This is a genomic window from Ulvibacter sp. MAR_2010_11 (genome assembly GCF_002813135.1).
Classification (GTDB): Bacteria; Bacteroidota; Bacteroidia; order Flavobacteriales; family Flavobacteriaceae; genus Altibacter.
Genome location: NZ_PHTY01000001.1, coordinates 2,451,611 through 2,464,859, shown reverse-complemented (window position 1 = coordinate 2,464,859; position 13,249 = coordinate 2,451,611). Strand labels below are relative to the sequence as shown.

Below are 13,249 nucleotides of genomic sequence, written 5' to 3'. Positions count from 1 at the left end.
AAATTATTCTTAAAATGAATGCATCAACATGGCGAATCGTATCTTTGCACCAAACTTTTAGTCCCGTGGATAAATCGATTAAAATCTTTAAAGTTATAAGCACTTTGGAAGCAATCTCCTTTCTTGTATTGTTAGGCATTGCAATGCCCTTAAAATATATATGGGACATGCCTCAAATGGTGAAAATTGTGGGCATGGCACATGGTATTTTGTTTTTGGCGTATCTCTTGGGGGCTTATTTCATGTATGAAAAATTAAAATGGTCATTGCAAACATTATTTATTGTAATGCTTTGTTCCATTGTTCCATTTGGCCCGTTTTATGCAGAACGTAAATATTTATAATGGATAACGAAATAATTAAATATTATAGTTGCTGGCTGCAGGAATTATTTATCGACAATGGCATGAATACCGGTTTTGCGATTGCGCTGGGCACGTTTCTAAATGTGATAATTGTAGCAATCGTAGTAACGCTTTTGGATATTATTGCCCGTAAAATTATTGTTCAGACCTTTAAGGCGTTTAGCGTAAAAACTGTTACAAAGTTTGATGATTTCCTCGTTCTAAGTAATTTCCCCCGCTATGTAGCGCACTTTGTTCCTTTGTCCATCGTATGGCTATTAACCCCAACCCTATTTGCTGAATATCCTTGGTTGAGTGAGTTCATGCTCATGGCATTGAATATCTACCTCATTATATTGTGCTCGCTCGTATTGCGAAGTATATTGCGTACCTCCCGTAATTATCTAAAAGGCAAGGAACGATTTAAGGATAAACCTTTAGACAGTTACATTCAGATACTTATGATATTTGTGTGGGGACTGTGTCTTTTCCTTATTATAAATCAACTTACAGGCTATTCAGTGGCCAGTTTAACTACCTTGGGAGCTGCTTCGGCGGTATTGCTGCTCATCTTTAAAGACACTATTCTGGGCTTTGTGGCTAGTATTCAGGTGTCTGTAAACGATATTGTACGAATTGGAGATTGGATCACCTTCAGTAAATTTGGCGCAGATGGATATGTGACCGAAATAAATCTAGCGACAGTAAGAGTACAAAACTTCGACAATACCTACACCACTATCCCTACATATAGTTTAATTGCCGATTCCTTTCAGAACTGGCGGGGAATGCAGGAATCGAAAGGCCGAAGAATTAAACGAGCAATTTTTATAAAACAAAGCTCCATTAAATTTCTATCTCCTGAAGCGATTGAGGAAATGAAAAAAATTCAGCTTATAAAACCTTATATCGAACATCGGGAAAGAGAGGTTACCAAATACAATAATAATACAGAGGCAGATAAAAGCTTATTGGTAAACGGAAGAAACCAAACCAATCTCGGAGTATTCCGAAAGTATGCAGATGCTTTTTTACATGAAAACCCGGCAATTAATAAAGATATGTTCTTAATGGTGCGTCACTTAGCGCCTACCGATAAAGGGATTCCTGTCGAAATATTCTGCTATAGTTACGATAAGACCTGGGAGAATTACGAACACATCCAAGCCGATATTTTCGATCATCTTTTGGCTGCCATCCCCTACTTCGGTTTAGAAATATTCGAGCTTCCAACAGGAAACGATTTTAAATCAAAGAATCTTACAGAAAATTTATCTTAGGTCATTTCGAAACTGCAACTGTCTTAAAGCTCATTTCAGCAAAAAAAAATGCTGCAAAGTTGTAACAGAAATATAATTGAAGTGACTTACATTTACAGAAACCTTAATACATCAACATGAAGACTTTACAAATAGTATTTATTGCACTTTTATTAATTGCTATAACTCCGGTATCTGCACAAACTGCAGATGAAATAGTTGTTAACTATCTTGAAAATATTGGAGGAGAAGACAATCTAAGAAATATAACCTCTGCAAAGTTTACCGGAAAAGTAGATTTTGGAGGTATGATTTTACCTATTGAAATGGTTCAAACCACATCCGGACTTCGACTTACAAAAGCAGATGTGCAAGGGCAAACTTTTTATCAGGAAGTTTACGACGGTGAAACACTTTGGGGTACCAATCAAATGACCATGGCCGCCGAGAAGAGTGATGCCGAAGCAACTGCAAATTTTAAGAATGATATCAACGACTTTCCGGATCCGTTTATCGATTACAAAAAGAAAGGCTATAAAGTCGAATTAATTGGAAATGAAACTGTAGAAGGAACCAATACCTTCAAAATTAAATTGGTGAAAGAGCCCATCATGATAGATGGCCAACAAATTGATGATGTTAGTTACTACTATTTTGATGCGGATAATTATGTGCCAATCGTTATGGAGCAGGAATTGACATCAGGTCAAGGGAAAGGAATGACAATTCAGATTAAATTCAGTGACTATCAGGAGGTAGGCGGTTTGTATTTCCCGTTTTCTATGAATCAGGGAATTAAAGATCAGCCGGGTGGACAGCTTATTACAATCACCGATATTAAATTGAACGAGGAGGTAGACAAGTCGATGTTTGCATATCCCGAAAAAAACTAAACCCACATTACACTTCAAAATCCCCTTTTTTAAATGGGGATTTTTTTTAACCATAAACCAAAAAACATGAAAAATATATTGATAGCTTTTCTAGCGATTGCCACATTCCCCTTTGTTGTAAATGCACAGGACGAAGCGCTAAAAGGAAAGGAGCTCTTTGGAGACATGAATGCCAGACATATTGGTCCGGCGCTTATGAGCGGACGTATAAACGACATGGAACTTCATCCAACTAATGCTCGTGTCTTATTTGCAGGATCCGCCGGAGGTGGTGTTTGGAAATCGAATGACGGAGGAGCTACGTTTGTTCCAATTTTTGATGACCATGTACAATCCATTGGTGTTGTTGCATTGGATCCCAAAAAACCCGATGAGGTTATTTGGGTAGGTACAGGTGAGACATGGACAAGAAATTCGGTTTCCATAGGAGATGGATTGTATAAATCTACCGATGGAGGTAAAAACTGGAAGGAAATTCCCGGGTTTGAAAAAAGTGAACGTATTGCTTCCATAGCGATTAATCCTAATAATACTGATGAGGTGATTGTAGGTGTTTTAGGAGCCTTATGGAGCGATAGTAGTGACCGCGGCGTATATAAAACTACCGATGGCGGAAAAACCTGGAGCAAAATATTATATGTTGATGCTACTACCGGGGCTGCCGATGTAATCATGGATCCCAAAAATTCGAACATACTTTATGCGTCCATGTGGCAATTTAGACGTTCTGCATGGAGTTTTAATTCGGGTGGTGAGAATAGTGCCTTGTATAAATCGATCGATGGTGGTAAATCCTGGAACAAAATACACAACGGCTTTCCTACAGGAAAATTAGGCCGAATTGCAGTAGCAGTTGCTCCAAGCGACAGTTCGATCCTCTATTCGGTATTGGAAACTAACGATCCCAAAAAGAACGGGTTGTGGAAATCGACAAACGCCGGGCAAAGCTGGGAGCACTTAAATAATGATTTCGGACTCACAGTTCGCCCATTTTACTTCTCGCGAATTACAATTGACCCCAAAAACCCTGACATAGTAGTAAAAGGTGGTTTAACCGGTTCTATTAGTCGTGACGGTGGCAAAACCTTCAAAGATCTGGGGAATATGCATAGTGATATTCATGATATCGCTTTTGCAATTAATAATAGTGATATTATTTACAGTGGAACCGACGGCGGGGTCTATCGTTCCTGGGACGGAGGTTCTACCTTCGAAATTGCTGAAAATCTTCCCCTATCACAATTCTATCATATTAGTGTAGATGATGCAGAACCTTATAATGTGTACGGAGGCTTACAAGACAACGGTTCATGGTATGGGCCGTCAACATCCCCCGGCGGAGTAAATGCCCGTGACTGGTACAGTATTGGATATGGCGACGGATTTAGAGTACTAAAACATCCCACAAAAAATATTATCTATTCCGAAATGCAGGGTGCAGCAAATGTTTGGCGTTACGATGTAGATAAAAACCGAACAAAAACCATTCAGCCCTTACCTAAAATGGGCGACAAGAAACTGCGTTTTAACTGGAATGCGCCTATGGCAATTAGCGCTCATGTACCGGACCGATTTTATATGGGAAGTCAGTTTGTACATAAGTCAGATGACATGGGTGACACCTGGACCATAATCTCTCCCGATTTAACTACTAATGATCCTAAAAAGCAAGACCAGTCAAGCTCCGGCGGACTTTCAGTAGACAACAGCGGTGCCGAAAATCACACAACTATTTTTACCATTGCCGAATCCCCTTTGGATCAGAATATAATTTGGGTAGGTACCGATGACGGAAATGTACAAGTAACTATGGATGGCGGAAAAAATTGGACCAATGTAACTCCAAATTTAGTAGGGATTCCGGCCAACACATGGGTCTATCATATTGAAGCCAGCGTGCATGGCAAAGGAATTGCTTATGCAGTATTTGACGGACATGCGAGTGGTGATATGAAACCGTATGGATTAAAAACTACCGATTTCGGAAAAACCTGGAAGTCGATTATTTCGAGTGATATTCAGGAGAATGCATTTGTACGCAATATTCAGGAAGACTATGTAAATGAGGATTTATTGTTCCTGGGAACCGAATTAGGCCTTTATGTAAGTATAGACGGCGGAAAAAACTGGTCGCATTTTACCAATAACATGCCTCCTGTTGCGGTGCATTTTATTGAATTACACAAAAAAACGAACGATTTGGTGATGGGAACCCATGGTCGCGGAGTTATTATTATTGATGATATAAGTCCGTTACGAGAATTAAATGCGAAGGTATTATCGGAAGACTTACACTTCTTTTCATCAAAGCCCTTTACAATGATAGAAGACAGCGGATTTTCGGGAGGTTTTGGAGCAGAAACACAGTTCGTGGGAGCTAATAAAAACAATTCTGCAAGAATTATTTATTACCTCAAGAAGCGACATACATTTGGAAAAATGGATATGGAAGTGCAGGATATGCAAGGAAATAAAATAGTTTCTCTAGCACCGGGAAAATCGAAAGGTATAAACGTAGTTACCTGGAATTTCAATACGCTTCCTCCTAAAATGGCGGAAGCAAAAACACTTTCATTTGGCGGTTTTACAGCGCCGCGAGTACCCGCAGGCAACTATAAGATTGTGTTGACAAAAGGAAAAGATACCTATGAACATACTATTGAATTGGCCTATGATGAAAATTCTCTGGGAACATTAGCTGAAAGAAAAGAACAAGAGGCTTTGACAAAAAGCTTGTATACAATGACTGAAGATTTGGCGTATATGGTACATGAAATTACTGAAACGCAGAAAAAAGCACAGGAAGTAATTGCAAATAATCCGAAAGGGAAAAAGGATGCCCAAAAGTTGGTGGATGCTTTGGAAGCGCTTCGGAGGGATTTGGTAATTACCACAGGAGATAATTACGTTGCTTCGGCAGAGCCGGAATTACGTGAAAGAATGGGAGAATTGTACAGCAACGTGGCGACAAGCTATGACAGGGTTTCGGGAGCGTTTAAGCAGAATTTCGAATTGATTTCAGATGAGTTTGAAACTGCAAAAAAACGTTATCAAACAATTATGGACAAGGAAGGAAAAAAGTTTATGAGCTTTCTGGAAAAAAATGAAATTTCCAAACCTGAGATCAAGTCCAAAGAAGAATTTTTGAAAAAGGAATAATTCCAACTTCGTTTAAAAAGCCTCGCTATGTCGGGGCTTTTTTTATTGTATGTAAACAGTTTTCCTATTCATAAATTCCCGTATCCCGTGCTCACTGAGCTCTCGACCATAACCACTTGCTTTAATTCCGCCAAAAGGGAGTCTAGGGTCGCTCTTTACCAGAGAATTTATAAATACAGCTCCTTCGTCAAACATGTGTACCATACGTTCTGCATTTTTTACATCTTTAGTGAAAATGGAGACGCCCAAACCAAACCTGGAAGCGTTAGAAAGTGCAATAGCCTCATCTATTGTTTTAAAGGTAGTTACTGACAGTGCGGGACCGAAGGTCTCTTCATTAAAAACTGACATTTTTGTCGTTACATTGGAAAGTATCGTAGGCTCAAAATATGCTCCCTGTCGCTTCCCTCCTGTTTCCAGTTTCGCACCCGCCGATAGGGAACTTTTAACCTGCTTTTCCAAATCTTTGGCCAGATCTTCTCTGGCAAGTGTCCCAACATAGGTGGCCTTTTTCATAGGATCGCCACTTTTTAATTCGCGAACCTTGGCTGTCAATTTTTTAACAAATGTATCGGCAATCTTCTCATCTATCAACAAGCGTTTTCCGGCAATACAGCTTTGCCCCGTATTCTGAAAGCGCGCCTGAACACAAATCTCCAAAGTCGCTTCCATATCGCAATCCCTCAGTACAATCAAGGCGTTACTCCCTCCCAGCTCCAACACTGTTTTTTTGATGCTTTTCCCGGCGGTAGCAGCCACTGCCGAACCAGCCGGTCCACTTCCGGTAAGGGTTACGGCTTTTACAATAGGGTTTTCGATAATTTTTTCAACGGCTTTGCTTTCCACCAAGAGTGTGGTAAAACAATGCTTCGGAAAACCCGCACGGATAAAAACCTTTTCAATATTTAACGCACTGCCAAATACGTTGGAGGCATGTTTTAAAACCCCCACGTTACCGGCCATCAATGCAGGTGCTGCAAAACGAAATACCTGCCAGAAAGGATAATTCCACGGCATGACAGCGAAAATAACACCCATAGGTTCGTATCGCACATAACTTTTGGTAGCATCTGTTGCAACAACTTCATCGGCTATCTGCTTCCTTGCATTTTTCGCATAGTACTCACAAACCCAGGCACATTTTTCAACCTCGGCGATAGCTTGAGTAATGGGTTTACCCATTTCCGCTGTAATTACTGTCGCATACTGTTTTTTATTTTTTTTCAATTCGGAAGCCGCAGCCTTCATCAAAGCTGCTTTTTCAGTAAAAGAAACACTTTTCCAACTTAAAAATTCGGCATCGGCTTTGTTTAAAATCTGAGATATTTCTTTTTGCGTATGTGTGGTATAGGATTTTATTTTTTTTCCTGAATACGGATTTATACTAGTGACTGAAGCCATAATTTTTATTTTAAAATTAGGCAAAACACTGTAAAATAGTGAGTTGATTAAGACTACTTTAACTTGAATATTGTTAACAACCTCGTTTATAACTCAGGCGTTTTTCGGAAAAAAGCTACAAAACATTCTCTACTTTTAATAAAAACCAAATATCATGGACGCACGCGATGCCACGCTTTTGAGTTTACGCCCCCGAATCACTTCTGCAGTAGTAACCACCACAATGTCTTCGGAAGAGGCCTTTCAGAATAAAACATTACGCCCCGTTACCAAATTACAGAACGACTTATTGGTGGCGGTATTTATTAATTATGCTCGAAAACACAAAAACGTTTTCTATGATCTCACCATTGAAAAACGGCTGGATTATATTGAGAATGCCATTCACAAGGATATGAAATTTCGTAATTCGCTGAAAGGCATCATTATTGGGCAGTTCACTCTGGAAGAATACGAACTGTACATTGAAAATTCTTCTGCTTTAAACAAGCGGATGATGAATATTGTAAAGGAGCGTCTTAAGAATAATATTCAGTTGTTAGAATACGAGTACGCGCATTAAGAACCCAATAATTATGGTGAGCGCAAAACTCATAAGCGTTCCAATAAGCACGTATTCGGTCTGTTTTCTACCGCCGCTTTTGCCTTTATCACTAAAACGTAAAATAGATTTGGCGGCTATTAAAAAGCCTATTGCCGAAAAATTATTGGTGAGAATCAAGGTAAGCACCAAAATTCGTTCGAAAATTCCAATATAACGGCCTGCTTTTTTTAAACTGGTGAGTTCGTCTTCCTGTGCAATTTCATCTTGCCAGCGCTGAGTTGCCAGACCAATGATAAAGCCAACGGGAAAAATAACTACCAGATACCCTATTCCTATCACCAATGCCGCTTTTGAGCTTAGTAAATCTGTTATAAAAGGAATCACCGCATCAAAATTATCGGTAAGATATAACCAGACACCCAATAGCACCAGTATATGGAACAATTGATCTAAAAGGAAATATTTTAAGGTATTGCCGTTCTTATGCAACTTCCATAGGTCTATAAAAAAATGTGTAACACTAATAATTACAGGAATCAGCCACATACTCCAATCTTGCACAATTAGGTAGGTTAGTAACCCTGCCAGGGCCGCATGAAAGTATAAAAATGGTGCTCGCGCTTTTTTGGTGCGTTTTTGCTCGATTAACTTTTCAGACTGCAACAGGAAGTCGGTAACAACATGCGCCAAAATCAATTGCAAGGCTAAAACTAATTCATATTTCATACAAAATACATTTTTGCTACTTGTTCATAGCGGTTTAATAACAATTGAATTTCCTCCCAACCGGCTGCTTTTTTTCGAAGGTTGATTGCCGCCTGACTTCTATCCAGTCGGTCTGCGATTTGTTGCTCGGTATATCCTTTCAATAGATAATACACAACTTCAGCCGAAGAAATAGACCAACGATCGGTAACAGAATCTAAAAATTTAAAACTCACTTTAAATTCTTCATTCACCTCTTTTCGGGATGTGGTAAGTGTCAGCTTAGTGCTCTCCCCTTTCATTTTGTCTAAGGTCCTTCCCGAAAAGTGAAATGCCTCTCCATTGCTTTCTGCAATTGAGTTTTCGTTGTAGTCTGCCGTACCTATCCCGATAGAAATTCTAACATCGGCGTTGGTTACTGCCTTTGATTGGACAGTTTCACTGCCAAACTTCATAATACCCGCTTTTAAGTGCAATGCAATTTTTAGTGCAGACGCAGAATCTTCCACTATTCCCTGAAAGCTATCTCCGCGAGACATTGCAAATAGCACCTTTTGGGTAGGATACATCCCGGAAATTATTGCAAATTCCTCCTTTATCACCTCGAGTAAATCTTTGAATACTTTAGGAGTGTATTGTGTAGAACTTACAATGTCACAACTTAAAACCGCAATATTTTTTGTTTTCATATAATAAGTAACAAAGCTTATACAGTACAATTATAAGCGAAAATGCTTATAAAACCAAATTATAAGTAAAAAAGCTTATAATTGTCGATTATAAGTGAAATGACTTATAAAATATTTTCTGAGTGTACAATTCAAATTTAGTTTTTTAATAAGGAAACACCGTTCATATCTGTGGTTAACACATCGCTCATATAATTGAAATACGGACGCAGTAATTGATAGTGATGCAATAAATTATCTTTGAAATCTTCTGAAAACACTTCGGCATCGGTGAATTTATGTACAACGAAGTAACTTTTCAGTCGGATAAGGTCAATATTTAAATCTTCTTTACTGAAGCCTTTTGGTGCTGTTTTCACCGCATATTCTTCAATAAATCCGTCAAAAGCCTTTTTAAAATCTTTTTGTTGCAAAATTTTACGAATTTCGGAAGCATCCATTTCAAATTCCTTTCGAATGCGCAGTAAATCGGCCGGATTAGGATCCCAGAAGCCGCCAGCCATCGCAGACGCTCCGGGTTCGAGTCGTAAATAATACCCACCCCGACGGTCCTCACCTGCTCTGCTAAAGCTCGCGCTTCGGTGTACGTTATACGGTGTTTTATCGTTACTAAAACGTATATCGCGGTTGATACGAAATATTTTCACCTTGGCTATTTTATCGGTTTTATTGAGCCCATCTTCCACTTCGGCATAAAACTGTTTTAAGACTTTTTCCCCTGCCAAGTACTCTTTTTTGTGTTCGGTCATCCAGTCGCGATGGTTATTCTCTTTTAGATTATTCAGAAAAGTAAAGACAGATTTTGGGATTACAACAGACATCTCTTGGTGTTTAGATTTCTAAAGATAAAATAAAAATATGTACATTTATGAAGTACAACCTTAAACCAATCACTATGACAACAACAAACAAACCCAATGTCGCCTATTGGATTATAGCCGTAATTGCTCTTATTTGGAACATTAGGGGCGTCTTTCAATATTTGAGTACTACGCTCTTAAAAGACGAGATGATGGAAGCAATGACTGAAGAGCAAATAGCATTAATGAGCGGGCTTCCCATGTGGCACTCCATTGTTTTTGCTATCGCCGTCTTTGCGGGACTATTAGGCTGTTTATTACTATTACTCCGTAAAAAATTGGCTGTTCCCTTATTTTTTGTCTCTTTAATTGCCATACTTATCCAAATGGGTTATTGGTTATTTGCGACAGACTCTATGGTGGTTTATGGCAATGAAGCGGTTATAATGCCACTACTGGTAATAACTGTCGCTATTTTTTTGTATTATTACAGCAAGGGAGCTTCCCAAAAGGGATGGCTGCGATAGGCAATTATTTTATATAAAAAAAAGGTTTCAGAATTTCTGAAACCTTTTTCATTATAACCATTTTTTACGTTTAAAATAGTAGAGCATGCCTATAAACACAAGGATCATAGCTCCCCATAAATAATAATATCCGTATCTAAAATGAAGTTCGGGCATGTGTTCGAAATTCATTCCGTAAATACCCGCCATAAATGTTAAAGGAATAAAGATGGAAGCCATAATGGTAAGTACTTTCATCACTTCATTCATTTTATTACTAATGGTAGTCATATACATATCCATAAGGCCCCAAATCATCTCCCTGTAAAGATCAACACTTTCACTAACCTGAATAATATGGTCGTATAAATCCCGAATATAGGTTTGGGTTCGTTCTTCAATCAAAGGACTCTCTATTTTCTCTAACCTGTTAATGACCTCCCTAAGTGGTATAATAGCTCTTCGAATCCTCAGAATTTCTTTTTTGAGATCCTGAATATCCTGCGTGATATCATTTTCAACCCTTGCTTCGAATAGCTGATCTTCCAATTCTTCAATTTTTACGCTCAAAAATTCGAGGACACTGAAGTAATTATCTACCACAGCATCTAGTATAGCAAACATTAGATAGTCCGGTCCAAAATTGCGTATTCTACCGGCAGGAAGTTCTATTCGTTCTCTAATTTCATTAAATACATCCCCGTCCGCTTCTTGAAAAGTGAGCACATAATCCTTCCCGAGTACCAAGCTTACATGCTCGTTAATAAATTCACCATTTTCTCCATAGCGAAGCATTTTAAATACAATAAAGAGATATTCATTGTACTCATCAATTTTAGGGCGTTGATAGGTACTTACAATGTCTTCCTGAATTAGAGGATGAAGCTCAAAATGATTACCTAATTTAATAATTTCACCAACGTTGTTTAAACCATTAACATTAATCCAGGTAATGTGCCCCGATCCTTTAAACTTAAAACCATCCTCAACATTATTAGTTTCTATTTTATGGAATTCTTCCTTGGAATAGTCAATAATTTCAAGTTCAGTGACTGTAGCTTCTTTTTTCCCTGTATATGCAACCGTCCCCGGCGACAAGTTCTTTATGGTCTTTGGCTTGTTCTGTGGCAGCCATGATTTACGTTTTTTCCTTCTCGCCATGATTAAATTGATATTTACTTTTTAAAGATAGAAAAAAATAGGGTGGGCTCATTATTTGAAGCAACTTCAATGTATAATAATTTATGCACAAAATTATGTGGAAAAGATGTAAGATATTGTAAGTAAAAGGCCAATAATTTTTATAGATTTGTTAGGGGTCCCATTTTAAACCTCATACCTTTATAAAACAAGCTTTTACCGCAAAATGAAAAGATTTTTTATTGCCCTTGCAGTCTTTTTAGTATGGTCCTTTTTTGGATTGTGGTTATATTCTTGGCTGAAACCTAACAATGACACCGCAAAAATAGATTCCGAAAATACCCGGGATCTTCTCGATAATGAGCTCCAGGATAATGAAGAAATAAATGGAGATGCTTTGGGAGATTCCATTATCCCAATTATTTCGATCGAGGATTCTTTGTTTGTAACACAGGAAAATATAAAGGAAATTTCTGCTGTCGCTCCTGGTTTAAAGGCGATAACCAATGACGGAGATATTATTTTTTTATACAAGGAAGGAATTATTATCACCAAGAATAGCCCGGAAATTGTCATTCCTAAAAGCTCTGTAGATTTCAAATACAAGTTGAACACCTATATGTTGGAACATCCGGACAGAGAAATTCACATTGCTTCTCTTTACAGCGCAGATGAAAATATTACATCTCCCAATTTAGGAATTCAAAGAGGTATGAAAATAAAAGAGATTCTTGTAAACATGGGCATTTCGAGTGATAAAATTGTGGTAAGACCCTTTATTAAGGAAATAGATTTCACTACAAATAATACCTTTTCAAACAGTTTTACATTCTCCTTTAAGCCAATAGATACTAAGCGAATTTCAACTTTGAAGAATAAAATTCCAGAATCTACCATAGTGTACCCAAATTTTTCGACTACGGGAATTATGGTAAACGAAAATTTGAAAACACTCTTGGCCGAAGTAGTGCAGATTGTTGAAGAAAATCCGGATATTAATGTCGAAGTTATTGGCCATACCGATAATGTTGGAAATGCAAACGACAATTTTATCATGGGGCTTCAATTCGCCAGACAAGTAAGATGGTATCTCATAAATAAAGGAAAAATTGACAGCGCCAAAATAAAAGCCACCTCCAGAGGGGAGGCTGAACCTATAGATTCCAACCATACTGAGAGTGGTCGAAATGCCAACCGTAGAGTGGAAGTAAAATTTTATATGAACCTATGATTGATTTCAATGCATTTATAGACCAATTGCCCGAATATGCAGGCATCCTAATACTCATGTTCAGCACATTTTTAATTGGCTATTTTTCATCATGGTGGCTACATAAATCTAAATACAGAGGCGTAATCGAAAGGTTAAAGCAAGAGGTCAACGTCTTGAAAACTCCTAAAAGCATTCATGATATCGACACAATTTTTACTGAAATCAGACCAAAAATTATAGAGGTTATGAAGGAAAATCGGGAGCAAATAACACCTCCTGCTCCTGAGCCTGCTCCTGAAAAAATAGTGGAAAAGGCCAGAACCAGTTATGTAACCTACACAAAATCTACTCCCGAATTAAATTTCGATAACTTTGGCTATGCAACTGTTGAAGACCGACAGGATCTTACCCAAATCAATGGAATTGGACCCTATATCGAACAAAAATTAAATGAAATTGGTATTTACACCTACGAGCAAATTAGTCGCTTAGAAGATGAAGACATTAGAACCATTACCGAACTTATCGATTTTTTCCCGGGACGAATAGAACGTGATAACTGGGTGGGGCAAGCCAAATCTCTAAAAGTCTACTAA

General features: G+C 38.2%; 13 protein-coding genes. 8 read left to right on the top strand and 5 right to left on the bottom strand.

All coding sequences use genetic code 11. The features are described from left to right. Positions 1-14 precede the first annotated feature (14 nt). From ATE92_RS11315 to ATE92_RS11300, 4 genes are all read left to right on the top strand, one after another. Positions 15-344: a DUF3817 domain-containing protein gene (locus tag ATE92_RS11315; protein WP_100803822.1), complete on the top strand. Its 330-nt coding sequence runs from the start codon at positions 15-17 to the stop codon at positions 342-344. Further along, a complete protein-coding gene (locus ATE92_RS11310; protein WP_100803821.1) occupies positions 344-1,624 on the top strand; it encodes a mechanosensitive ion channel family protein in 1,281 nt (426 codons plus the stop codon). Before ATE92_RS11315 ends, ATE92_RS11310 begins: the two co-directional genes overlap by 1 nt. Positions 1,625-1,740: 116 nt before the next feature. Then, positions 1,741-2,496, top strand: coding sequence for an outer membrane lipoprotein-sorting protein (locus ATE92_RS11305; RefSeq protein WP_100803820.1), 756 nt, complete (start codon positions 1,741-1,743; stop codon positions 2,494-2,496). 66 nt (positions 2,497-2,562) lie between these two features. After that, positions 2,563-5,655 (top strand): hypothetical protein, encoded by a 3,093-nt coding sequence (locus ATE92_RS11300; protein ID WP_100804420.1) that lies wholly within the window; start codon positions 2,563-2,565, stop codon positions 5,653-5,655. Positions 5,656-5,697: 42 nt separating this feature from the next. Here ATE92_RS11300 and ATE92_RS11295 read toward each other — a convergent pair whose 3' ends face one another. Then, entirely contained in the window at positions 5,698-7,056 is a 1,359-nt protein-coding gene (locus ATE92_RS11295) for an NAD-dependent succinate-semialdehyde dehydrogenase (protein WP_100803819.1), read from the bottom strand. A 154-nt stretch (positions 7,057-7,210) separates the two neighbouring features. Here ATE92_RS11295 and ATE92_RS11290 point away from each other — a divergent pair, with 154 nt between their 5' ends. Further along, positions 7,211-7,618: a glyoxalase gene (locus tag ATE92_RS11290; RefSeq protein ID WP_100803818.1), complete on the top strand. Its 408-nt coding sequence runs from the start codon at positions 7,211-7,213 to the stop codon at positions 7,616-7,618. Here ATE92_RS11290 and ATE92_RS11285 read toward each other — a convergent pair. The 3 genes from ATE92_RS11285 to ATE92_RS11275 all read right to left on the bottom strand — a co-directional run bounded on the left by ATE92_RS11285 (position 7,595) and on the right by ATE92_RS11275 (position 9,815). Continuing rightward, positions 7,595-8,326: a DUF3307 domain-containing protein gene (locus ATE92_RS11285; RefSeq protein WP_100803817.1), complete on the bottom strand. Its 732-nt coding sequence runs from the start codon at positions 8,324-8,326 to the stop codon at positions 7,595-7,597. The genes ATE92_RS11290 and ATE92_RS11285 overlap by 24 nt on opposite strands. After that, positions 8,323-8,994: a hypothetical protein gene (locus ATE92_RS11280; protein WP_100803816.1), complete on the bottom strand. Its 672-nt coding sequence runs from the start codon at positions 8,992-8,994 to the stop codon at positions 8,323-8,325. The genes ATE92_RS11285 and ATE92_RS11280 overlap by 4 nt, the downstream gene beginning before the upstream one ends. A 137-nt stretch (positions 8,995-9,131) precedes the next feature. Beyond that, a complete protein-coding gene (locus ATE92_RS11275; protein ID WP_100803815.1) occupies positions 9,132-9,815 on the bottom strand; it encodes a DUF2461 domain-containing protein in 684 nt (227 codons plus the stop codon). Positions 9,816-9,889: 74 nt separating this feature from the next. On the opposite strand from ATE92_RS11275, the gene ATE92_RS11270 reads away from it, so the two are divergent. Beyond that, on the top strand, positions 9,890-10,321 hold the full coding sequence (locus ATE92_RS11270) for a hypothetical protein (RefSeq protein WP_100803814.1): 432 nt from the start codon (positions 9,890-9,892) through the stop codon (positions 10,319-10,321). Positions 10,322-10,372: 51 nt separating this feature from the next. On the opposite strand, the gene corA is transcribed toward ATE92_RS11270, so the two are convergent. Beyond that, complete coding sequence (gene corA, locus ATE92_RS11265; protein ID WP_100803813.1) at positions 10,373-11,461, bottom strand: magnesium/cobalt transporter CorA; 1,089 nt, start codon at positions 11,459-11,461, stop codon at positions 10,373-10,375. A gap of 205 nt (positions 11,462-11,666) precedes the next feature. Here corA and ATE92_RS11260 point away from each other — a divergent pair, with 205 nt between their 5' ends. Beyond that, entirely contained in the window at positions 11,667-12,671 is a 1,005-nt protein-coding gene (locus ATE92_RS11260) for an OmpA family protein (RefSeq protein ID WP_100803812.1), read from the top strand. Continuing rightward, a complete protein-coding gene (locus tag ATE92_RS11255) occupies positions 12,668-13,249 on the top strand; it encodes a hypothetical protein (RefSeq protein ID WP_100803811.1) in 582 nt (193 codons plus the stop codon). Before ATE92_RS11260 ends, ATE92_RS11255 begins: the two co-directional genes overlap by 4 nt.